This is a genomic window from Leucobacter aridicollis (assembly GCF_024399335.1).
Classification (GTDB): Bacteria; Actinomycetota; Actinomycetes; order Actinomycetales; family Microbacteriaceae; genus Leucobacter; species Leucobacter aridicollis_A.
Genome location: NZ_CP075339.1, coordinates 2494690 through 2517625, shown reverse-complemented (window position 1 = coordinate 2517625; position 22936 = coordinate 2494690). Strand labels below are relative to the sequence as shown.

The 22936-nt window shown below is 63.5% G+C and carries 21 protein-coding genes and 1 other RNA gene; 16 read left to right on the top strand and 6 right to left on the bottom strand.

From position 1 onward, the window contains the following. Position 1: 1 nt before the first annotated feature. Both KI794_RS11335 and KI794_RS11330 read right to left on the bottom strand, forming a co-directional pair. A complete protein-coding gene (locus KI794_RS11335; RefSeq protein ID WP_119284602.1) occupies positions 2-832 on the bottom strand; it encodes an inositol monophosphatase family protein in 831 nt (276 codons plus the stop codon). A 100-nt stretch (positions 833-932) separates the two neighbouring features. Then, positions 933-2141, bottom strand: coding sequence for an ammonium transporter (locus KI794_RS11330; protein WP_255808151.1), 1209 nt, complete (start codon positions 2139-2141; stop codon positions 933-935). A 296-nt stretch (positions 2142-2437) separates the two neighbouring features. On the opposite strand from KI794_RS11330, the gene rpsO reads away from it, so the two are divergent. From rpsO to KI794_RS11315, 3 genes are all read left to right on the top strand, one after another. Continuing rightward, positions 2438-2707 carry a 30S ribosomal protein S15 gene (rpsO, locus tag KI794_RS11325; protein WP_119284600.1) on the top strand — a complete coding sequence of 90 codons (270 nt, stop codon included), beginning with the start codon at positions 2438-2440 and terminating at the stop codon, positions 2705-2707. 139 nt (positions 2708-2846) lie between these two features. Further along, positions 2847-3515 carry a DUF4166 domain-containing protein gene (locus KI794_RS11320; RefSeq protein ID WP_255808150.1) on the top strand — a complete coding sequence of 223 codons (669 nt, stop codon included), beginning with the start codon at positions 2847-2849 and terminating at the stop codon, positions 3513-3515. A 377-nt stretch (positions 3516-3892) separates the two neighbouring features. Next, positions 3893-4867, top strand: a complete 975-nt coding sequence (locus KI794_RS11315) for a hypothetical protein (protein WP_255808149.1) — start codon at positions 3893-3895, stop codon at positions 4865-4867. A gap of 256 nt (positions 4868-5123) precedes the next feature. Here the strand turns inward: KI794_RS11315 and KI794_RS11310 are convergent, their stop codons facing one another. Then, positions 5124-6518 (bottom strand): aspartate aminotransferase family protein, encoded by a 1395-nt coding sequence (locus KI794_RS11310; protein ID WP_119278989.1) that lies wholly within the window; start codon positions 6516-6518, stop codon positions 5124-5126. Between the two features lie 2 nt (positions 6519-6520). Further along, positions 6521-6988, bottom strand: a complete 468-nt coding sequence (locus KI794_RS11305) for an Lrp/AsnC family transcriptional regulator (protein WP_119278986.1) — start codon at positions 6986-6988, stop codon at positions 6521-6523. Positions 6989-7380: 392 nt separating this feature from the next. Between KI794_RS11305 and KI794_RS11300 the strand changes: the two genes are divergently transcribed. The 5 genes from KI794_RS11300 (at position 7381) to KI794_RS11280 (ending at position 13073) form a co-directional block, all read left to right on the top strand. Beyond that, complete coding sequence (locus tag KI794_RS11300; protein WP_255808148.1) at positions 7381-8598, top strand: ABC transporter substrate-binding protein; 1218 nt, start codon at positions 7381-7383, stop codon at positions 8596-8598. Between the two features lie 3 nt (positions 8599-8601). Then, on the top strand, positions 8602-9783 hold the full coding sequence (locus KI794_RS11295; protein WP_119278982.1) for an ABC transporter ATP-binding protein: 1182 nt from the start codon (positions 8602-8604) through the stop codon (positions 9781-9783). 12 nt (positions 9784-9795) lie between these two features. Beyond that, positions 9796-10656 carry an ABC transporter permease gene (locus tag KI794_RS11290; RefSeq protein ID WP_255808147.1) on the top strand — a complete coding sequence of 287 codons (861 nt, stop codon included), beginning with the start codon at positions 9796-9798 and terminating at the stop codon, positions 10654-10656. Then, positions 10653-11456 carry an ABC transporter permease gene (locus KI794_RS11285; RefSeq protein ID WP_255808146.1) on the top strand — a complete coding sequence of 268 codons (804 nt, stop codon included), beginning with the start codon at positions 10653-10655 and terminating at the stop codon, positions 11454-11456. Before KI794_RS11290 ends, KI794_RS11285 begins: the two co-directional genes overlap by 4 nt. 198 nt (positions 11457-11654) lie before the next feature. Beyond that, positions 11655-13073: an APC family permease gene (locus KI794_RS11280; protein ID WP_255808145.1), complete on the top strand. Its 1419-nt coding sequence runs from the start codon at positions 11655-11657 to the stop codon at positions 13071-13073. Between the two features lie 83 nt (positions 13074-13156). On the opposite strand, the gene yczE is transcribed toward KI794_RS11280, so the two are convergent. Continuing rightward, a complete protein-coding gene (gene yczE, locus KI794_RS11275) occupies positions 13157-13807 on the bottom strand; it encodes a membrane protein YczE (RefSeq protein WP_119278978.1) in 651 nt (216 codons plus the stop codon). 61 nt (positions 13808-13868) lie between these two features. On the opposite strand from yczE, the gene yczR reads away from it, so the two are divergent. The 8 genes from yczR to ssrA all read left to right on the top strand — a co-directional run bounded on the left by yczR (position 13869) and on the right by ssrA (position 21967). After that, positions 13869-15377, top strand: coding sequence for a MocR-like transcription factor YczR (yczR, locus tag KI794_RS11270; RefSeq protein ID WP_119278976.1), 1509 nt, complete (start codon positions 13869-13871; stop codon positions 15375-15377). A gap of 26 nt (positions 15378-15403) precedes the next feature. After that, positions 15404-16507 carry a peptide chain release factor 2 gene (gene prfB, locus KI794_RS11265; RefSeq protein ID WP_119279001.1) on the top strand — a complete coding sequence of 368 codons (1104 nt, stop codon included), beginning with the start codon at positions 15404-15406 and terminating at the stop codon, positions 16505-16507. A 119-nt stretch (positions 16508-16626) separates the two neighbouring features. Continuing rightward, positions 16627-17730 carry a cell division ATP-binding protein FtsE gene (gene ftsE / locus KI794_RS11260; RefSeq protein ID WP_255808144.1) on the top strand — a complete coding sequence of 368 codons (1104 nt, stop codon included), beginning with the start codon at positions 16627-16629 and terminating at the stop codon, positions 17728-17730. Continuing rightward, positions 17727-18641 (top strand): permease-like cell division protein FtsX, encoded by a 915-nt coding sequence (gene ftsX, locus KI794_RS11255; RefSeq protein ID WP_119278971.1) that lies wholly within the window; start codon positions 17727-17729, stop codon positions 18639-18641. Before ftsE ends, ftsX begins: the two co-directional genes overlap by 4 nt. Positions 18642-18799: 158 nt before the next feature. Continuing rightward, the gene (smpB, locus tag KI794_RS11250; RefSeq protein WP_119278969.1) at positions 18800-19276 is read left to right on the top strand and encodes an SsrA-binding protein SmpB; all 477 of its coding nucleotides are present in this window, start codon (positions 18800-18802) and stop codon (positions 19274-19276) included. Positions 19277-19286: 10 nt separating this feature from the next. Beyond that, positions 19287-20240 (top strand): GlxA family transcriptional regulator, encoded by a 954-nt coding sequence (locus KI794_RS11245; protein WP_119278967.1) that lies wholly within the window; start codon positions 19287-19289, stop codon positions 20238-20240. Between the two features lie 149 nt (positions 20241-20389). Next, entirely contained in the window at positions 20390-21388 is a 999-nt protein-coding gene (gene gap, locus KI794_RS11240) for a type I glyceraldehyde-3-phosphate dehydrogenase (protein ID WP_119278965.1), read from the top strand. A gap of 207 nt (positions 21389-21595) precedes the next feature. Continuing rightward, positions 21596-21967: a transfer-messenger RNA gene (gene ssrA, locus KI794_RS11235) on the top strand. Between the two features lie 81 nt (positions 21968-22048). Here the strand turns inward: ssrA and KI794_RS11230 are convergent. Next, on the bottom strand, positions 22049-22936 hold the full coding sequence (locus tag KI794_RS11230; RefSeq protein WP_119278963.1) for a MurR/RpiR family transcriptional regulator: 888 nt from the start codon (positions 22934-22936) through the stop codon (positions 22049-22051).

The window sequence follows — 22936 nt, the reverse complement described above, 5'->3', positions numbered from 1 at the left end:
GCTACAGGCGGCGGTAGGCCTCCGCGATGAGTGTCGCGAGTTCCGCAGAAACTCCCCGGGCGCCAGCAATGAGGAGTTCCTCACCCGCACGGTTGTCGCCGAGCCCGCGAACGACTACGCCGGCCTCGCGCGCGATGAGCGCCGCAGCCGCGTAGTCCCACGGCTGCAGGCCCCGCTCGTAGTAGGCATCGAGCCTGCCAGCTGCAAGCATGCACAGGTCAACAGCGGCAGAACCCATGCGGCGGATGTCACGAACCCTCGGGAGGACATGACGGAGCACTTCAGCCTGCTCCGTGCGGCGCTCGACGGTGTACCCGAAGCCAGTCGCGAGCAGTGTGCTGCCGAGCTCGGTGTCAGTGGGGCCCGACAGTCGCTCGCCGTCAAGATACGCGCCGCCGCCGTCCCACGCCGTGAACAGCTCACCAGACGACGGCACGTACACGGCGCCGGCGACAGCTCGGCGGCCGTCAGACATCGTCCCAGGCGCGCCGTCTTCGACAGTCGCTGCAACGCTCACGGCGTAGGCGGGCAGATCGTAGAGATAGTTCACCGTGCCGTCGATCGGGTCAACGACCCAGGTCACGCCAGTGGTACCGGCGGTGCTCGCTCCTTCTTCGCCGAGCAGCCCATCGTGAGGCCGCAGCCGCCGCAGGCCGGCCGCCAAGAGACGCTCGGCCTCCTGGTCGGCCGCAGTCACGACGTCAGTGAGGCTCGACTTGGTCTGCGCGACCGTGACGCCCACGGCGCGCTGTGCACGAACGCCCTCGCCAACCTCGCGAGCGAGCGAGCCCGCGATCTCGGCCAGAGCTGCAACATCAACCGAATCAGTCATGATTCAGAGCCTAGCGGCCCCGGCAGAAGCCCGTGCGGGAGAGCGCGACGCTGACTCTCCCGCACGGTGCAGTCTGGCTACGTACCGCGTGCGCTGCGCGCTAGGCGCGCTGATCCTGATCGAACGCGTACGCTTCCTCGCCGTGGATGGCGGCGTCGATACCACGCTCCTCGACCTCAGCTGGCACCCTGAGGCCGGTCGTGAGCTTGACCGCCAATGCGATGAGCAGCGACGCCCCGAATGAGTAGATCACCACTCCGAGCACCGAAATCACCTGTACGAGTAGGAGGCCAGCGTCTCCACCAGTGAATAGGCCGTCGTCGAACGCGAAGAAACCGAGGTACACGGTTCCCAGCACACCCGCGACGAGGTGCAGGCCGACAACGTCAAGGGAGTCGTCGAACCCGAGGCGAAACTTCCACTCGATCGCGAATGCGCAGGCCGCGCCCGCGAGCAAACCGAGGAGCAGCGCGAACCCCGGGGCGAGGTTCGCCGCGGCCGGTGTGATCGCGACGAGGCCAGCGACCGCACCCGACGCTGCGCCAATGACCCCAGGCTTGCGGCCGCGCAGAGCGTCAGTTGCCAGCCAACCGAGGATCGCGGCGGCGGGAGCGCCGAGTGTGTTCACGAGGATGAGGCCGGCGGTTGCGGCATCGCCCGCGAGGCCCGCATTGAAGCCGATCCAACCGAACCACAGCAGCGCCGCCCCGATCGTCACGAGCGGGATCGAGTGCGGCCTGTGGGCGCCGGGCGCGAAGTCGTGACGCTTGCCCACGATGAGCGCAAGCGCGAGTGCGGCCGCGCCAGCGTTGATGTGGATCGCCGTGCCACCAGCAAGATCAATGACGTCGGGAGTGCCGAGCCAGGTTCCGAGCTGAGCAATCCAGCCGCCGCCCCACACCCACGCCGCGACTGGGAAGTAGACGAGCGTCGCCCACACGCCGGCGAAGAGCACCCATGAGCCGAGGCCGACACGGTCGGCGATGGCGCCCGAGATGAGTGCCGTAGTGATCATCGCGAACACCGCGCCAAAGCCGACCCCGATGAACTCGCCAGGGTCGGAGTTCATGAGTCCGAAGTCTCGAAGCGGGTTCCCGGCGAACCATCCGTCGCCCTCGCCGAAGACGCTCATGCTGTACCCGAACAGGATCCAGAGGACTCCCACAACTCCCATCGCGCTCACGCTGAACAGCATCATGTTCACGACCGATCGCACCCGGACGAGGCCGCCGTAGAACAGCGCAAGGCCTGGCGTCATGATGAGTACGAGCGCGGAGCTCGCGAGCGTCCACACATCTGTTGCTTCCATGGTTCTCTCCTCTGCTCGGCCGCCACTGGCCGAAAGTCGCCCCGCGCGCCGGTGCGGCTGGGTGCTGCCAAGTCTGCGCGCCTCCGGTTTCGCAACCGTTTCTCGTATGCGACGGTTCAGTCACTTCTTTGTTTCCCAGGTGTTTCGGGGGAGACCCGCCGCTGCCGACTCAACACGTGTGGCCGCCGCCGGCAATCGGTGCTAAGCTTGTGAGGTTGCCGTTCGATCGGCCGCGGATACAGAGAGCCCAAGCATCCTGCTGAAGGCGCCGCGCAACTGGAGAAAGGGGATCACCTATGTCATTGCCCACAGATGTCAAGAAGGCGATCATCGAAGAGTACGCGACTACTGCTGGCGACACCGGATCCCCCGAGGTCCAGGTAGCGCTGCTGTCGCGTCGTATCAAGGATCTGACCGAGCACCTCAAGGAGCACAAGCACGATCACCACTCGCGTCGTGGTCTGCTCCTCCTCGTGGGTCAGCGTCGCCGCCTCCTGGCTTACCTCCAGAAGACGGACATTGCCCGTTACCGTGCGCTCATCGAGCGCCTCGGTCTGCGCCGCTAAGTTCGGTCTGTGATCGGCTTGGCTGATCGCCTATGACTCTGGGAAGCCCCTCTCCTTCGGGAGAGGGGCTTCTTTGCGTGTGGAGGGCGGGGGCGCAGAGGTATTAGCCTGGAGCTATGCGGACGATGAGGCGATCACGGTGACCAGGGGGCGAGGCGAACTACTCCACGCCGGCGACCCCGTGCCCGGCGGCTCTGTCTTCCTGCAGGCCCTAGGCGACGAAGCTCGTAAGCTTCACCCTGAAGTGCTGAAGTACGTCGCTGGAGGGGGAACCATCGGTTCAACGGTCGTTGTCGAGGGCGAGTTCACTGTGGCTGGCAGCCGCTACGGTCGGCTGAATCTGTTGGCCCGGCCGTTCGTTGGACCCGACCTTTTCGTCACCCGTTACGAACGGAACGTGCCGTTCCGCGTTGAGAACACGATTGCGGTGGAAGATGCTGCCGGCCTCGGCCTCAAGTCTGAACGAATCTTCATGTTTCGGCCCGGGCCCCAGCGCTTTGCCGATGTGCTGCTTCCGAGCCCTCGTCCGGGCCGGCTCAGAAATCGAGTGGGGGCGTCGCGCCGCGTCGAGCTTGAACTCAGGTGCTCGGTAACCGAGTCGGGTTTCCTCCGGTTGTCCTCGGAGCGGGCGTGGTTGCTGTTTGGGCCGCTGCGGATACGACTGCCAGCCTTTGCATCAGTGCGTGCAGAAGTGATTGACGGGTTCGACGACGATGCCCAACGAAACACGGTGCGAGCCGAGGTGCGAAACCCGGTGCTCGGCACGGTGCTCGAATACCGTGGCGCATTTAGTCGCGAGGTCTTGTAGTTCTCTCAGCGACCGTGTCTGTAAGGCTGGCCTGAGCAAGGGTCCACGGCCTGGGCCTCATCCCTGCCGAGGCAGCCTCCCGTTCCTGCCGGAGACCGCCCCCACCCTCTTAGGCCGCCTCCCGTTCCTGCCCGAGACCGCCTCAACCCTCCCGGACCGCACCGCAGCACCGCCAGCGGGGTGCTGTCTCGGAAGGATGACGCGTTCTCGCTCACTTCCTGGGTCCAGTGTTGGGGCACCTTTCTTGAGGCGTCGGTGTCGGGCCTTACTTCGTCCACAGCTGGGTGGAGCCCGGGGGAGCAGACAAGGTTGCGCACAGCGCGGCGGCACCCTACTCACTCCAAGCCCAGGGCTGGCAGTATCGGCGGATGGATCCAGTGGCGAGAATACTTGACGTGCAGTCCTGCCTCTTCCAACGGGTGCGGCTCCGAGATGATGGCGTGCATGATCGAGTCATCGCGGCCGCGCTGAGAAATGAAACCTGGCGCCGGCTTGCTCGAGGCGTATACGTCGAGGCGTCCAGGTTCGGTAGTTGGACGCCTGATGAGCAGCACCTAGCCAGAGCGCTCGCCGTGAATATCAGCGCGACGTCTGTGCGGCCAGTGTTCTCCCATATGACCGCCGCAATTCTGCTCGGCCTCCCCGGCTACGGGATGCATCGCGAACGCGTGCACGTGACGCTTATGGGGGCAAGGCACACCCATAGTTCGCGCGACATCGTCAGGCACCAGGCCGCCATCGTGCCATCCGTGGTTGTTGAGATTGGCGGTTTGCTGTGTACGTCCCTCTCGCGGACACTGCGCGATGTTGCACGCCTTGCAAGCGCTGAGCAAAGCGTCGTGACGCTCGACGCTGGTGTTCGCCGTGCAGTTGCGCTGGCACCCCGGCGAGACGCAGCTGAAGCGGAGTCGCAATGGCAAGCGGTGCTGCGGGAAGAGCTCGCGGCAATGCCGGGTGAGCGGGGCGTCGCCTGGGCGCGGAGACGACTGGCTTTCGCTGATAGCCGATCTGAATCCGTCGCCGAAAGCCTGAGCCGCTTGCAGCTTCGCCGACTCGGATACGAGGTGGAGCTGCAAGTCGGAGTTCCGGCGCCTTCGGGCTCCATGTATCGCGTCGATTTTGCGCTCGTCGGCAAACGGACGCTGGGGGAAGTCGACGGCAACGCGAAGTACACTGACGATCGGCTGCGAGGCAGACGGACCCCCGAGGAAGTTGTGCTTGCAGAGAAACGGCGCGAAGACTGGATTCGAGGCGCGACGGGCTGCGGACTGGTGCGGTGGGGCTTCTCAGAGAGTCGCTCAGCCCGATTGCTCGGAGCGCGACTTCGCGCGTTCAGCGTGCCGCCCCCGTGAGGATGGGTATGGTCGAGAACGTTCCAGACCTCCGAGACAGGCCCCGGTGGTGCGGGGGACGGGGCGGTCTCGGATTGACAGACCGGTCTCGTGGCGGGCGGGGCTGGCCCGGGCGGGGCTGGCCCGGGCTGGGCTGGGCGGGGCCGGCCCGGGCTGGCTGGCCGGGGCTAGCCGGGGCATGGGGCGGGGCGGCACACACGCAAGTGGCCCCTCCCGCGAGTGCGAGAGGGGCCACCATGCTGAGCGTGTCAGATCATTAGATCTTCGACGAAGCGTCCTTCAGAACGCTGCGGAGGATTCCGCCGATCTCAGCGAACTCAGCCGGACCAATTGTCAGCGGCGGAGCGAGCTGGATGACGGGGTCTCCACGATCGTCTGCGCGGCAGTACAGGCCTGCGTCCCACAGTGCGGGCGACAGGTAGTCGCGCAGCAGGCGGTTCGACTCTGCCTCGTTGAAGGTCTCCTTGGTCGACTTGTCCTTGACAAGCTCGATGCCGAAGAAGTAGCCCTCACCGCGGACGTCGCCGACGATGTCGATGTCGAGGAGCTTCTCGAGCTCGGCGCGGAACAGCGGGCTGTTCTCGCGGACGCGGCCGTTAAGGTCCTCTTCCTCGAAGATGTCGAGGTTCTCGAGCGCAGCAGCAGCAGCAGCGGGGTGACCAGCGAAGGTGAAGCCGTGGTAGAAGGTGTTGTCCTCCGAGTTGAAGGGCTCCGACACCTTGTCCGAGACGATCATCGCACCGAGCGGGACGTAGCCCGAGGTGATGCCCTTTGCCGAGGTGATGATGTCGGGCTCGTAGCCGAGTGCCTTCGAAGCGAAGAAATCGCCGACGCGGCCGTACGCACAGATGACCTCATCCGAGACGAGGAGCACGTCGTACTGATCGCAGATCTCGCGAACGCGCTTGAAGTAGCCGGGGGGAGGCGGGAAGCAGCCACCCGAGTTCTGCACGGGCTCAAGGAACACTGCAGCAACGGTCTCGGGGCCTTCGAAGAGGATTGCCTCTTCGATGCGGTTTGCAGCCCACTGGCCGAATGCCTCGATGTCGTCCGAGGGCGCGCCCATCTCCTCAGCGCGGTAGAAGTTGGTGTTCGGCACGCGGTGACCACCGGGGGTCAGCGGCTCGTAGAACTTCTTCATGTCGGGGATGCCGGTGATCGCAAGGGCGCCCTGCGGGGTGCCGTGGTAGGCAACCGACCGCGAGATGACCTTGTGCTTCATCGGCTGGCCCTTGATCTTCCAGAAGTGCTTCGCCAGCTTGAACGCTGACTCAACAGCCTCGCCACCACCGGTGGTGAAGAAGACCTTGTTCATCTCGCCGGGAGCGTACGAAGCGAGGCGCTCCGACAGCTCGATTGCGGCGGGGTGAGCGTACGACCAGAGAGGCATGAAGTCGAGCTGCTTCATCTGCTTCGCAGCTGCGTCGACGATACGCTGGCGGCCGTGGCCGGCGTTGACAACGAACAGGCCTGCGAGGCCGTCGATGTATTCCTTGCCTGCGGCGTCGTAAATGTGGTGGCCCTCGGCGCGCGTGATGACGGGGATACCGTCGTTGAGCACCTTGCGGTTAGTGAAGTGCGGCCACATGTGGCGCTTGGCCGAAGCCTGGAGCGCAGCAGTGTCGACCGCAGCAGTCGGATCGAAAGACATGGTTATCTCGTTCCCCAGTCGTATTTTTGTTTGTTGAGTTGGAGGTAGACGAACGTCTCAGTAGCTGAGACCCCATCGATGTCCCTGATCTTGTCGTTCAGGAGCTCGATGAGACCGTCGTCGTCCTCACAGACAACCTCTGCGAGGATGTCGAAGGAGCCAGCGCTCAAAACGACGTAGCTCACTTCGGGTAGTTCCGCGAGGCGGTCGGCGACGACCCTTGTATCGCCTGAAACGCGAATGCCGAGCATTGCTTGTCGGTGAAAGCCGAGTCGCATCGGGTCTGTCACTGCAACAATCTGCATGACCCCAGCATCCGTGAGCTTCTGAACACGCTGCCTGACGGCGGCCTCGCTGAGGCCAACAGCCTTCCCGATCTCGGCGTACGAGCGGCGACCGTCGAGCTGAAGTTGCTCAATGATCGCCTTCGACGTCGAATCGAGGGCAGGACTAGTTCGTTTGCTGCTCACGCTTCTGATTCTGACAGTTCAACCTGGAAATAGCAAAGGAATCAGTTGTTTCGGGACCAAAAATGTGCGTATTTGCCCAGCTGGACGCAATTGATCTGCGGCGCGTCGGTGCGGCGGCGGGTCGCATGAGTGTTCACTGCAAACTGTACCAACGAGAGCCTGCAGTCCATATGAATTCTTGGTTTTTCCGGTGGATTCCGTCCATCTATTACGTATTTACTGTGCGGATCGACGGCAAATCATCTGAAATGTAACTGTTTCGTGAAGATGTCCGTGAATCTGCGTCCATTCGATTGGCATCGGTGCCCCTCGTATGGGATATTCGTGACTACGACACGTTGGGCTCAACGAAAGAGCCCAACGTAGCTAAATATGAGTCAAAGGAGACTTTTATGGCACGCCGTATCCCCGAAGACCCCATGATCGCCAGCATCGTGAACATGGTGCGAAGCGCGCAGTTCGATCGCCGCCAGATGCTTAAAGGCGCAGCAGTCGGAGCCGCTGGACTCGGTGCGCTCACGCTCGCGTCGTGCGCCCCTGGAGGCGGTGGAGGAGGCGGCGACAGCAAGAAGAAGCTTGTCTGGGGCAACTGGACCTACTACCTCGACTTCAACGAGGAGACTGGGAGTTACGACTCCCTCGACCTCTTCACCGAGGAGACAGGTATCGCCGTCGAGTACATCGAGGACATCGACGACAACAACACGTTCTATGGCAAGATCAAGGACCAGCTCGAGCTTGGCCAGCACACCGGCTACGACGTGATCACGTTCACGGACTGGATGAACGCCCGTCTGATCCAGGCTCAGCAGGTGCAGGAGTTTGATTACGCCAACCTGCCGAACGTCACTGCGAACCTCGTTGACGCGCAGCTCAATGCGCTCGACGCTGACCAGGGCCGAAAGTTCACGATCCCCTGGCAGCTGCCCGCCTCCTGCCTCATGTGGGACACCGAGGCCGTTCCCGGCGGCATCAAGACGCTCGACGACTTTATGCAGCCCTCCCTCAAGGGCAAGGTTGGCGTGCTCACGGAGATGCGCGACACGATGGGAATCATCCTCGCTGGCCTCGGCTACGACCCTGCAGGTACCTGGGGTGACAAGGAGTGGGGCGAGGCGATCCAGTGGCTTGACGATGGCATCCAGAGCGGCCAGATCAAGAACGTGAAGGGCAACTCGTACACCCAGGATCTGGAGCGCGGCGACACCCTCGCGGCGATGGTGTGGACCGGCGACGTCGTGATGATGAACGCCGAGTCGCCCGACGGACCGCGCTGGACAATCGAGGTGCCCGAGTCGGGCGGCATGATCGCAGCCGACTCCTTCACAGTTCCGAACGGCACCGAGGCGGCGAAGAAGAAGCTCGCAGAGGAGATGATCAACTTCTACTACGACCCCGAGGTGATGGCGGCGGTCGCAGACTACGTGACGTTCGTGCCGCCTGTGAAGGGCACCCAGGAGGCGATGCGCAAGCTGAACCCTGATAACGCAGACAACCCGCTCATCTTCCCGTCAGAGGAAGACTGGACTCGCCTGCACAGCTTCCGCTCCCTCTCACCCGAGGAAGATAAGAAGTACTCCGCCGAATTCCAGAAGGTGCTGGGGCTGTAACCGATGGCTGCGAGCAACTCATTTGCCGAGTCCGGAGCTGACCTCGAACTCGTCGGAATCCAGAAGCGGTTCCCAGGGTTCACCGCGATCGAGAACCTCGACCTCACGATCCCGGCCGGCTCCTTCTTCGCGCTGCTCGGCCCGTCTGGCTGCGGCAAGACAACGACGTTGCGGCTCGTGGCTGGGCTCGAGGAGCCGAGTGAGGGGCAGATCAGGATCGGCGGCACAGACGTCACCGCGCTGAAACCCCACAAGCGCCCGGTGAACACCGTGTTCCAGTCGTATGCGCTGTTCCCGCACATGTCGATCCTTGAGAACGTCGCGTTCGGATTGCGCCGCCGGAGAATCGGCGACCCGGTGGGGAAGGCTCACGAGGCGCTCCGCCTTGTCGAGCTTGACCACGTCGCTGATCGAAAGCCTGCACAGCTCTCGGGCGGTCAGCAACAGCGCGTCGCACTCGCACGCGCGGTCGTGAACCGACCGGCCCTGCTGCTCCTCGACGAGCCGCTGGGCGCGCTCGATCTGAAGCTTCGGCGGCAGATGCAGCACGAGCTCAAGGAGATCCAGCAGGAGGTCGGCCTCACCTTCCTCCACGTCACGCACGACCAGGAGGAGGCCATGACTATGGCCGACACCGTCGCCGTGATGAACAAGGGCAGAATCGAGCAGATGGGCGCCCCGGAGGTACTGTACGAGCTGCCGAAGACAGTGTTTGTTGCCAACTTCCTCGGCCAGTCGAATCTGTTCGTTGTGCAGGTGACGGCGGAGAGCGGCGACGCGATTCACGCTTCGCTGAACGGCGACAGGATCACGGTTCCGCTCGCGCGCACTGAGCGCACGACGGGCACCATCACCGTCGGTGTGCGGCCTGAGAAGATTCGGCTGCACAGTAGCGCGCCGACGGAGTCTGCCGGCGTCAACGTGATCGGCCCCGGCAGGATCACCGATGTCTCGTTCAGCGGCGTCAGCACGCAGTACACTGTCGAGGCGCCGGAGTTCGGTCAGGTGCAGGTCTTCGCACAGAACGTCGAGGCTGGCCCCGCCGCGCGACTCGGCGACGAGGTGTGGCTGAGCTGGCTCGTCGAACACACGTTCGGCCTCGCCGACGACGAGACCGACACCGGCTCTATCACTGCCGAGTTCTCGACGCAGGCGATTGCCGCGCAGGCAGCCAGAGCCGAGTAGGGGGTCACCGCCATGGCGTTTACGGCATTCTCCGGAAACACGAAAGCGGTTGAGCAGCACCCGCGCAGGCAGGGGTGGGTTGTCCTCCTCCTGCTCGCGCCCGGCATCGCGTACATGCTGCTGTTCTTCGTCGCTCCCTTCATTCAGCTCGCGCTCACCGCGCTCCAGGCCCCCGCAGCATCGGGCGGGATCGGGCAATACGTCGCCGCACTCGAGTTCGGCAACTACTGGACCGCGCTCAGCGAGTACTGGCCGCACCTTGTGCGCTCATTTATCTACGCGCTGTCGGCGACGATCATCGGGCTGCTCATCAGCTACCCGCTGGCGTACCTCATCGGCGTGAAGGTTCGTTCGAAGCCGATGCTGCAGGGGATCCTGCTGATCCTCGTCGTCGCGCCGTTCTTCATTAGCATGTTGCTCCGCACGCTCGCGTGGAAGTCAATCTTGCCGAGCGAGCTGATCGGCACGCACTTCTCGGTGATCTTTGGCCTTGTCTACAACTTCATTCCGTTTATGGTGCTGCCGATGTTCGCGTCACTGCAGGCGCTCGATCTGCGGCTCCTCGAGGCAGGATCTGACCTGTACGCGTCGCCAGTGACAACGTTTCGGCGCGTCACGCTGCCGCTCTCGATGCCAGGCATCGTGTCGGGCACGCTGCTGAGCTTCATTCCGATGTCCGGTGATTACGTTGTCGCGTCGCGTGAGTTCTTGGGCGGCACGAGTACGGCGATGATCGGCAACGTTATCGAGTCGAACTTCTTGCAAACGCAGAACTACCCGATGGCGGCAGCGCTGTCGATCATGCTCATGGTGATCATCCTCATCATGATCGCAACGTACGTGCGAAAGAGCGGGGCGGAGGATCTGCTGTGAAGAAGTTCAGTCTTGGCAAGGCGTTCGTTCCGGTCGTCGGCGCGATCGGCCTCATCTACCTGCTCCTGCCTATCGCACACGTCATCATGTTCTCGTTCAACGAGAAGCGTGGCCGAAACAACATTATTTGGAACGGCTTCACGCTCGAGAACTGGCAAAATCCGTGTGGAGCCCCGCAGGTGTGCACAGCTTTTGGCAACTCGATCATGGTCGGTTTGGTGTCGACTGTCATCGCGACGGTGCTCGGCACGATGATCGCGATCGCGCTCGTGCGGTACCGTTTCAAGTTCCGCTCGACAATCAGCCTGCTGCTATTCACGCCGATGGCGACCCCCGAGGTGGTGCTCGGAGCTGGACTGGCAGCGCAGTTCCTGCTCGCTGGGGTGGAGAAGGGCCTTGGAACCGTGATCCTCGCCCACGTGATGTTCTGCATCTCGTACGTCGTTGTCGCGGTGAAGGCCCGTGTTGCGTCGCTGAACCCTGCGATTGAGGAAGCGGGCCGTGACCTCTACGCTTCGCCTGGACAGGTGTTTTGGCGGATCACCCTGCCGATGCTCATGCCTGGCATCATCGGGGCGGCGCTGCTCAGTTTCGCGCTGTCGTTCGATGACTTCATCATCACGAACTTCAACTCGGGCACCGCAACGACATTCCCGAAGTTCATCTACGTGTCGGCGCTCAAGGGCGTGCCGGCGCAGGCCAACGTGCTCGCGTCGATCGTGTTTATTGGTGCCCTCCTGCTTGTGATTATTGTGCAGTCGGTCAATATCAGCAGGCAGAAAAAGCTAGCAACACGGTAACCAAACGTTCAGCGGTTCTTGAGCTATCCACGTGAAAGCCCGCTCGATGTCCGAAGATAATTCGGCGTGTCGGGCGGGCTTTTGCGTGGCGTGCCCGATGGGTGCAAGATGATCTCCTGGCGGAAGACAATTCCGCCCCCAGCAGTTGTCGCATTGGAGCGAAGAAGCCTGTGCGACTCTCGGTGTTTAGGAGAGCACATGACAAAGACGTTCACGCCCGCTGCAAAGCGTGGCGGGTCGCTCAAACGAAACCTTGGTTTGTGGGCCATTGTTGGCCTTGGCCTTGGCTACATGACTCCGACGGTCGTCTTCGACACGTTCGGCCTTGTCGCCCGCGACACCGACAACGTTGTGCCGCTTGCATACCTCGTCGCGCTCGTCGTGATGATGTTTACCGCAGTGAGCTACGGCAAGATGGCCGGTGCTATCCCGAGCGCGGGCTCGGCGTACACGTACGTGCGCGAGTCGATCCACCCGAACGTGGGCTTCATGGTCGGATGGACCTCGCTCATTGACTACCTGTTGCTGCCGATGGTGAACTGCCTCATCATCCGCAGTTACCTTGAGGCAGTGTTCCCGGGCACACCGGGCTGGATCTGGGTAGTGCTGTATTGCATCCTTGTGACCAGCGTCATCTATCTCACGATGCGCGGCACATCGAACCTCAACATGATCCTTCTCGTGTTCTCGATCGTTGTCATGGTCGTCTTTGTGGTGATGGTCTGGGCACAGTTGCAGGACGGCGCAGGCACCGGATCCATCGCCTCAACGCAGCCTTTCTTCCACGAGGGCGTCCAGATGAGCGCCGTGCTCACTGGCGCAACTATCGTGTGCTTCTCGTTCATTGGGTTTGACGCTGTCACCATGTACGTCGAGGAGGCGAAGAGCCCCAAGGTTATGCCGCGTGCGATCCTGCTCACGGTTGTGCTCGGCGGCGCGATCTTCCTGATCGCAGGCTACTTCACGCAGCAGCGCTTCCCGAACTGGGAGGAGTTCGCACCGGGCGGCGACATGCAGTTCGTTGAGGATTCGACGCTGCCGCTCATCGGCCAGTTCGTTGGCGGCCCGGTGCTGCAGGCAGTGCTCACCGCCGCTGGCTTCGCGGCGACGCTCGCCTCAGGTTTGGCTTCGCACGCCTCGGTGTCGCGCATGCTGCTCGTGATGGGCCGAAACAACGTGCTCCCGAAGAAGTTCTTTGGCTACATCAACCCCAAGACGCACACCCCGACCTTCAACATTGTGCTGACGGGTGCGGTGAGCCTCCTCGCAATGGCGTTCACGCTCGAGATCATCTCTGCGTTCATCAACTACGGTGCGCTCATCGCGTTTACCGCTGTGAACGTCTCGGTGATTGCGTGGTTCGCGATCAAGCAGAAGCGCTACAAGACACCGAAGGATTTCTTCTCGTATGTTGTGATGCCTGGCATCGGCATGATCCTCACCGGCGTGCTCTGGGCGAACCTCCATTTCGATGCCCTCGTCGGTGGCGTCGCATGGACGGTTCTCGGCCTGATCTACCTCGTATTCCTCACGAAGGGCTTCCGGAAGAAGGTCACTGCCTTCGACGAGAGCCAGCCGGTGACCGGATACAACAAGGTGCCGGAAGACGCCGAGTAGTCGACGCGAGAGCTGGCCGCATGGCAGTTCTCGGTGACACGAGGGGCCGCGCAGGGGAGATCCTGCGCGGCCCCTTCGCGCTGCTAGCGGGTGTGGATCGGGGAGGGATCAGCGGCTGCCTGCTTGGCTTGGACCGCCCGTGCATCGCGAGCTTCGCGGCGGGTCACGGGGTCAAGCAGTGGCAGCGTCACACCGCAGAGGGGGCCGATGAGCAGCGCGAATGCGACAGTACCGAGCCCAACGTTTCCTCCGAGCAGCCACCCCACAAGGAGCACGGAGAGCTCGACTGCTGTCCGCGCGATCCAGATCGGCGTGCCAAACCTGTTGTGAATGCCTGTCATGAGGCCGTCGCGCGGCCCGGGCCCGAGCCTTGCGCCGATGTAGATGCCACTCGCGACGGCGAGGAGAAGGAGCCCCGTTGCGAAGAACACGATGCGCAGCCAGAGTGGTCCAGGTGTCGGCAGGAGCCAGAGGCCGAGATCGATTCCGGGGCCGACGAGCAGAATGTTGAGCACCGTTCCGAGGCCAGGGCGTTGCCGGAGCGGAATCCACAGCAGTAGAACCGCGAGCCCGATGATGTTTGTGAGGATGCCGATGCTGAGCCCGGTGTGCGCCGCAACTCCCTGGGCGAAGACGGTCCATGAGTCGACGCCCACGGCAGCCTTGATCATGAAGGCGTCGGCGATGCCGTAGAGGATGAGGCCGGGGATGAGGCGAGCGAGTCGAAGGAGCATAGAACCAGTCCACTCCTTTTTGGCCTGGTCATCAAGGGGCCAATCTGAGTAGAGTGGCCCCATGATCGCCCAACGACTCTCTGCGCGGCGCCTCGTTGGCATGCTTGGCGACTGGCGTGGCTCAGGCCACAGCTACGTCGAGCTTGCAGACAGCATCTGGCTGCTCGTTCGTGACGGCGGCGTGCCGCTCGGGACCGCACTGCCGGCCGAGCGCCAGCTAGCCGAGGCACTCGCGGTGAGCCGCACCACCGTGTCCGCGGCGTACCAGCGCCTCCGCGAACAAGGCGTGGCACAGTCGAAGCAGGGGTCAGGGACTGTCGTGCGAGCGCAACGGAGACAAGCCGGTGCAGCGGAATCCGCCGACGACGCAGAAATTGACCTGTCGGCGGCATGCCCGTCGCCCTGGCATGGACTGGAAGGGCTCGCCAACGCAGCGGTCGCCAGACAGCCGGAGTTGTTTCGCGAGATCGGGTTTGACACGATCGGAAGGCAGTCGCTTCGGGAGCGGATTGCCGCCCGCTACACGGAGCGTGGGCTACACACGACGGCGGATCAGATCATGGTCACTCTGGGCGCTCAGCACGCCGTGTTTCTCATCGCACGCACACTGCTGCGTCGCGGCGATCGTACGCTCATCGAATCGCCGAGTTACCCGCATGCGCGGGAGGCCCTTACGGCGACAGGAGCGCTCGTGGCCGAGCTGCCTGTCTGGCAGAACGCCAGGGCAGGGGAGCGAGCTGAGGCCTCCGCATACAACGCCGCGAGCATCCTCGACATCGCTCGACGGACGTCGCCGAGGCTCGCGTATCTCATCCCCGACCATCACAACCCGACTGGCCAGAGCATGCCCGGCGAACTCCGAGCTGAGCTCATCGCGACGCTCACTGCCCAGGGCACTCACATCATCGCCGATGAGACCACCGCCGAGCTCGCGCTCGGCGGCACCCGAATGGCTCTGCCGTTCGCGGCAGCAGCATCTCAGGCACACCAGCAGGACTTCGTAATCACCGTCGGATCCCTTGGCAAAACCGTGTGGGGTGGGCTCAGGATCGGGTGGATACGTGCGACGCCGGAGCTCATCGCCCGGCTTGAGACGTCGCGCCGGGTCGGTGATCTTGGCACCGGCAGCTGGGAGCAACTGCTCGCAGAGCTCGCGCTCGACAGGTACGACGAGATTCTCGCCGATCGCTCGATTGAGCTCACCGAGCGCCATCGTGTGCTCAGTGAACAACTCGGTGCGCACCTGCCCGAATGGACGATGTCTCCCGTCGTCGGTGGAGCCTGCACGTGGGTTGACCTCGGCGGGCCTGCGTCAACCCGCCTCAGTCGAGATGCCGCGCAGCTCGGGGTATGGCTTCCGCCTGGATCGCGGTTCGGGAGCCCCGGGGTGTTCGAACGATTCGCACGGGTTCCGTTTACTGCCGAGCCGGCCGTTCTCACCGAGGCCGTCGCTCGGCTCCGTCTCGCCTGGGACAGCGGGGTGGGGTCGGCGACTGCATCACACGACACAGCCGGCGGTCGCACTGCGGGGGGAATGTTCGGTGGTGATGCGCTCGCCGCAGTGATCTAGCTCTGAGCGGAGTAGACTTGACGATCATGCTTGAACAGGACTTCGCCGCAAGGATCCGCTCGCTCCGATCGACGTACGCAGACATCGCGGAGGTCACCGACCTGCCGAAGCTCGACCGCGAGATTGCTGAGCTTGAGGAGCAGGCGGCAGCACCCGATCTGTGGGACGATCCGGAGGCCGCGCAGGTCGTGACGAGCGGGCTTTCGCACAGGCAGGCGCGTGTGCGAAAGGTGCGCGGCGTCGAGTCGCGCATCGATGACGTCGAGGTACTCGCTGAGCTCGCCGAAGAAGCCGGAGACGCAGACACCGAGGCCGAGGTGCTCGCTGAGCTCGCCGCCATCGAGACGCTCATTCAGGATCTCGAGGTCCAGACACTGCTGTCGGGGGAGTACGACGCCGAGTCCGCGGTAATGACGATCCGATCGGGTGCGGGCGGCGACGACGCAACCGACTTTGCGGAGATGTTGCTGCGGATGTACCTGCGGTGGGCGGAGGATCGCGGCTACCCGACGAAGGTGCTCGACACCTCGTACGCAGAGGGTGCCGGCATCAAGTCGGCGACGATCGAGATCGACGCACCCTACGCGTTCGGCACGCTCTCGGTCGAGGCCGGCACGCACCGCCTCGCGCGGATCAGCCCGTTCGGCTCGGCCGACAAGCGCCAGACGAGCTTCGCCGCAGTCGAGGTGATTCCGCTGCTCGCCGAGGCGACCGAGGTCGAGATCCCCGAGACCGACATCCGTGTGGATGTGTATCGTTCGAGCGGCCCAGGCGGTCAGTCAGTGAACACGACCGACTCCGCGGTGCGCATCACGCACATCCCCACTGGCATCGTCATCTCGATGCAGAACGAGAAGAGTCAGATCCAGAACCGCGCGGCTGCGATGCGCCTGCTGCAGGCCCGGCTGCTCATTCTGCAGCGCGAGGAAGAAGCTGCGAAGAAGAAGGAGCTCGCTGGCAATATTACGGCGAGCTGGGGCGATCAGATTCGCTCATACTTCCTGTACGGGCAGCAGCTCGTGAAGGACCTGCGGACGGGGCATGAGTCGACCCAGCCTGACGCGGTGTTCGACGGCGATCTCGATGGGTTTATTGCGGCCGGTATCCGTTGGCGATCACTGAACAAGTAGCGGGTGCGTTGCTGGCGTCATAGCCGCTTCCGGGCTTGCACAAAGGTTTCCGAGAATGCTCGGAATTCGCGCGCGCCTCAGCAGGTATTCACCAAACGCCGCGTAGTCTCTGTGGCGTTATGATCCTCTTTGAAAACGTCACCAAGAAGTACCGCGGCACGCAAAAACCCGCGCTCGATTCGGTGGATCTCAAGATCGACCGCGGCGAGTTCGTCTTCATCGTCGGCGCGTCGGGCTCCGGTAAATCGAGTTGCCTGCGGCTCATTTTGCGTGAGGATCGCCCGACCTCGGGGCAGATTCACGTCGCCGGTCAGGATCTCAGCAAGATCTCATCGCGCAAGGTTCCGTACTTCCGCCGCGGCCTCGGCACGGTCTTCCAGGACTTCAGACTGCTCGCGAACAAGACAGTGTTCGACAATGTCGCGTTCACCCTGCAGGTCATTGGCAAGTCACGCGGCTACATCCAAGAAGCCGTGCCTGACACCCTCGAGATGGTGGGGCTTACTGGCAAAGCAAAGCGGTTTCCGCACGAGCTCTCTGGCGGTGAGCAGCAGCGCGTTGCGATTGCCCGGGCAATTGTGAACAAGCCGGCGATCCTGCTCGCCGACGAGCCGACAGGCAACCTTGACCCGGCGACGAGCCTCGGTATCATGCAGCTGCTCAAGGCGATCAACGCCTCGGGCACGACGGTGGTGATGGCGACCCACGAGGCGACCTTTGTCGACATCATGCAGCAGCGCGTTGTCGAGCTCTCGCAGGGAGTCGTTGTCCGCGACGATGTCGAGGGCGGCTACGGTCACACGGCATCGATCCCGATCGCCGAGCTCACAGACACCGGTGCCCGCGTGCTCCGCACCTCGGAAGAGGTCGTGCGCCAGGCGCTCGCCCCCGACATCGAGCGGCTACGCGCGCAGGATGCGGCGGCAGAGGTGACACCCGGTGACGTCGAGATTCAGCTCCCCGACGCCATGCCCTCGGCCGCCGCTGAACAGACACTCGACCCGATTATGGAGGACGAGGCAGAGCCGCTCGCGACGCGGCTCGAAGAAGGCGCAGACTTGAACGTTCCACCACCACCGGACGAGGCGGTGCCCGGCAAACGCATACCGTCGTTCCTCGAGCCCGACGTTGAGAGCACAGTGCAGGTGGCAGAGGCCGGCGGATTCGCCGAGCGGCTCGGCCTCAGCGACGACGATCAAGGGAATGTGGGGCCGACCCGATGAGATTCAGGCTCGTAGTGGGAGAGGTCTGGAGCGGCCTGCGCCGCAACCTCTCCGTCGTTATTTCAGTGATCCTCGTCACCTTCGTGTCGCTGACGTTTGTCGGCGCTGCGATTCTCATGCAGCAGCAAGTGCAGCAGATGAAGTCGTTCTGGTACGACCGCGCCCAGGTCGCGGTCTACCTCTGCACCTCGCACGACCGCAGCGCGACGTGTGACGGCAGCGATGCTGGAGAAGACGAGATCGCGGCTGTCGAAGCTGCCCTGCAGTCGGAGATGCTTGCGCCCTACATTGATGACTACTTCTTCCTCGACCACGACCAGGCGTACGAAGAGTTCGCCAAGCAGTTTGAGGGCAACCCGATCCTTGACGTCACGAGCCCCGATCAGCTCAACCAGACGTACTGGGTGAAGCTCAAAGACGCGGCGAAGTCGCAGATCATCCTCGAGACGTTCACTGGCATCCCCGGGGTCCAGAGCGTGAAAGACCAACAAAGCCTGCTCGATCGAATCTTCCTGTTCCTCGGGGTAGCGAGCTATACCGCGATCGCAATCGCGGGCCTCATGCTCATTGCGGCAATGCTGCTTATCTCCACGACGATCAGGCTCTCCGCATTCTCTCGTAGGCGCGAGATCGGGATCATGCGACTTGTCGGCGCCTCGAACCGATTCATCCAGACGCCGTTCATACTCGAGGGAATCATTGCCGCCCTCATCGGCGCGGTCTTGGCGGGCGCCGCCTCCGTCGCCATCGTGAAGTTCTTCGTCCAGGGCTTCCTCGTGAAGGAAGTTCCGTTCACGAGCTACATCACTGTCGAGCAGTCGTTGATCGTGCCCCCGATCCTCATCGCGCTTGGCGTGATCCTTTCGGCGATCGCCGCCAAGATCGCGATCACCCGCTACCTGCGCGTCTAGCGCGACGGCTGACCGGTACCGCCCCGCCTGCATGGCACTGTGCCTGTGTGAGCGGGGCGGCACTGATTGCCCCGACTTGGGTTCGCGCCGCTCGGGGTGGCTCCGGTAGGCTGGATCCTTGCGTATGCAAGCGCACCAGACGCAGAGAGGGAGTGAAGATGCCCAAGGAGACCGGTGAGAAGCTCATCGCTTCGAACAAGAAGGCGCGCCACGACTACCTCATCCTCGACACGTACGAGGCTGGTCTGGTGCTCACTGGTAGTGAGGTGAAGTCGCTTCGTATGGGGCGCGCCTCGCTCGTCGACGGCTACGTGTTCATTGACAGGGGAGAGGCGTGGCTCGACGCCGCCTACATCCCTGAGTACCTCAACGGATCGTGGACGAACCACGCGCCGCGCCGCAAGCGCAAGCTCCTGCTTCACCGCAAGCAGATCGACAAGCTACACGAGAAGACTCGCGAGGGCGGCATGACGATCGTGCCGCTGCGGCTGTACTTCCTCGACGGCCGCGTGAAGGTCGAGATCGCGCTCGCGAAGGGCAAGCGTGAGTTCGACAAGCGTCAGACCCTGCGTGAGCAGCAGGATAAGCGCGAGGCTGAGCGGGCAATGCGGCAGCGCAACCGCGGTGCTGAGTAGGTCGCAGAGTATGGGGGATCACCTTCGCAAGGTCGCCGTCGTCATCTTGGACGGCGCGAAGCCACTGGACGTTGGAATCCCCGCGCAGGTCTTCACGACGAGGCCGAGCATGCCGTACGAGGTGCGCGTCTGCGGCGTGGAACCGGGGCTCGTTTCGGGCGGCGACGGGCTGTCGTACGCCGTTGAACAGGGGCTTGAAGCTCTTGCGGAAGCCGAGCTGATCTTCATCCCCGGGTACCGGCACCCAGACCGTGAGGAGCCGCCGGCGGCCCTCGTCGACGCCCTGCGTGCTGCCCACGACAGGGGCGCGCGCCTCGCAGCGATCTCGACTGGCGCGTTCGCGCTCGCGGCGACGGGGCTGCTCGACGGCAAGCGCGCGACGACGCACTGGCACTACTCGCGCATCTTCGCTGAGCGCTTTCCGCGTATCCAGGTCAACGAGAGCGTGCTCTTTGTTGACGAGGGTTCGGTGCTTACGTCGGCCGGGGCCGCGTCAGGCATTGACCTGTGCCTGCACATCTTGCGGGGCGACCTCGGCATGGCGAGTGCGAACCACGCGGCAAGGCGCCTCGTCGCGGCTCCGTATCGCTCCGGCGGGCAAGCGCAGTACGTGCGCAGGAGCGTGCCGCCGACGATCGGGGAACGGTTTTCGGCGACGCGCGAGTGGGCGCTCACGCACCTCGACGAGCAACTCACCATCGAGTCGCTGTCTCGGCACGCGAACGTGTCGCCGCGAACGTTCTCGCGGCGTTTTCGCGAGGAGACGGGCTATACCCCTATGCAGTGGGTGATGCGTGCCCGGATCGATCTCGCGCGTGAACTGCTTGAGAATACTGATTTCGGGATCGATGAGATCGCCCTCTCTGTCGGCCTCGGGTCAGGCGCGAACCTGCGGCAGTTTTTTCGCCGGGTACTCGGCACGACGCCGAGTGAGTACAGGCGCACGTTTACCGCGGGGGAGTAACTGCCTCGACGATCGCTCTGGCGGGAAAGCCCGCTGACACTGCCGGTGGCGTGATCCTTGCGCGAGTGGGCGTTAATGCCACTTGATGCGCTTTCGCTTTCTCTTGAGAATGGTCTTAGTACCCCAAGAAGTCCGAGAAAGATGGATAAATGACAGCTCGTATTGCTATCAACGGTTTTGGCAGGATTGGCCGCGGCCTGCTCCGCGCGATCCTCGAACAGGGCAGCGATCTCGACCTCGTAGCAGTGAACGACCTCGGCGACGGCGACGCGCTCGCACAGCTCTTCAACTTCGACTCCGTCTACGGGCGGGCGAAAGATCGGATGCGCTTCGAAGACGGCCACCTCATCGTCGGCGATCGCAAGATCCAGATCATTGCAGAGCGCGAGCCCGCGAAGCTCCCCTGGGGAGAGCTGAACATCGACGTCGTCGTGGAATCAACGGGTCGCTTCACGAACGCGAAGGACGCGGCGCTCCACCTCGAAGCAGGCGCCAAGCGCGTGCTCGTGAGCGCGCCCTCGAAGGGAGCCGACGTGACGATCGCTCGCGGCGTCAACCAAGAGGCATACGACCCCGAGAGCCACCGCATCATCTCGAACGCCTCGTGCACCACGAACGCGCTCGCTCCCGTCGCGCAGGTGCTGAACGACCTCGCAGGCATCGAGCAGGGCTTCATGATGACCGCCCACGCCTACACGGGTGACCAGAGTCTCGTCGATGGCCCGCACAAGGATCCGCGCCGCGCACGCGCTGCCGCACTGAACATCGTGCCCTCCTCGACCGGAGCTGCCAAGGCAATCGGCCTCGTGCTCCCCGAGCTTGACGGCAAGCTCCAGGGTGACTCGCTGCGCGTTCCCGTGCCAGTCGGCTCGATCGTCGAGCTCACTGCAATCGTGAAGCGCGACATCACCCGAGATGAGCTGCTCGCGGCCTTCAAGGAGGCAGCGGAAGGCCGCCTGCAGGGAGTGCTCGCGTATTCCGAGGATCCGCTCGTGTCGAGCGACATCGTCGGCGACCCGCACTCCTCGATCTTCGACTCAGAGCTCGCTCGTGTTGAGGGCAAGCTCGTGAAGGTATCGGCATGGTACGACAACGAGTGGGGCTTCTCGAACCGCGTTGCTGAGACGCTGGAGTTCCTCACGCGCTAGCGCGCGCTGGCTGGCTGGCAGGCGGGTGGGCCGGACACGGCCCACCCGCTGTGTGCTTTCGGGCGCATTCGCCCGCAGCGCAACCGGGGTGACTGTAGCTCGTCTTGTCCCCGTGCTATCCTGTAAGGCCTGGCTCGTCCAGGAACCTTGAGAATTCAACAGTGTGTGATGCGATTGTTCGCGGGTGGTGTACTCACCCGCACAGACGGGGCCGATCGGTTTCGACACGTCGATTTGAGACTGTGAGAAGCGGGCCGAGGACGCGGAGTTATCTCGTAAACGCCCTTCGCAACCAATAGGTGCCACTTCTAAGCGCACCGACTTCGCTCTCGCTGCCTAAGCACGAGACCGAGTCCGTCAGGCCGGGTGTGCCTCCGCCCCGGTTTCCTGGCGTCATCTAGGGGGCTTGCTGGTGCGTTGCGTCTCAGGGCGCACCGGGACTTTTGCTGAGACTGGGCCTGTCATCCTAGGTGTTCGTGACAAAGAATGGGGCCGAGTAGAACGTTTTCACGAACTACGCTCGTAGAAGGCATGGAATCGTCGAAGTGGACCGGGGTTCAATTCCCCGCGGCTCCACGAACAAAACCATCACACACGTGGATCTCAACACAAAGGCCGCCCCGAGGGGCGGCCTTTGTGCGTGCTCTGAGGTGCGGCTGGCTAGTACCCGAGTTGTGCGCGGAGCTCGTTGAGCTCCTGGGACGCCACGAGGGCCTTGTCTGGTCCCACTGCGACGATTCCCTGGACGAGGACGTCAGCGATGAGGATGCCGATGAGGCCCTCCGCGGTGATCCCGGTCGGGGTATGGGGCGCCGCGAGGGTTGCGGTAACCCGATCCGCCAGGGTTTGTCTGAGCTCGTCGGTCACGAGAAGCGTCTTGGCCCCGACCTGGTTGGCCCGGTCGAGGATTGCCTCGATGTCCCGGGTGACGCGTCCCGGCGCGAACACCGCGATGGCGTCGTGCGCTCCGAGGCCAAGCAACTCGTCGGCAAGGCGGAAACCGTCGACTGTCAGCCGCCTCGTCGAGACGCCGGTACGGCGGAGCCGCAGCGCAAGATGCTCGGCGGCGATACCCGACGCGCCGAGACCGTAGCAATACACCGCGCGCGCGTGGATGAGCACGTCGATCGCGGCTGAGTAGTCGGCGTCAGTGTTCCCCTGCGCGGCGAGGGAGAGGAGCGACTCTGCCTCTTTCCACACCTCCTGCTGGATCGTGGCGAGATTCTGGCCGAGGTATTCGATGCGCTGTTTGAGCCGCACCTCGGGCGCGACGGCGGTGGTGAACGGTGCCGCAACCTCCTGCTTGAGCTCGGAGAGGCCCGCGTAGCCGAGTGACTGCAACGTGCGGATGACCGTCGCGTTCGATGTGCGCGACTCCGTGCCGAGATCGGCGGCGCTCGCGTAGAGCAGGTGTTCCGACGAGGATCCGGTGAGCGTCGCGCACACTGCTCGTTCCGCGCGAGAGAGGCTGTCCCAGCGTTCGGCGATGCGCGCGCGCAGCCGAGTGAGGCCCGGATTTTCCGTATCGGTTGTTACAAAGGCTTCCAT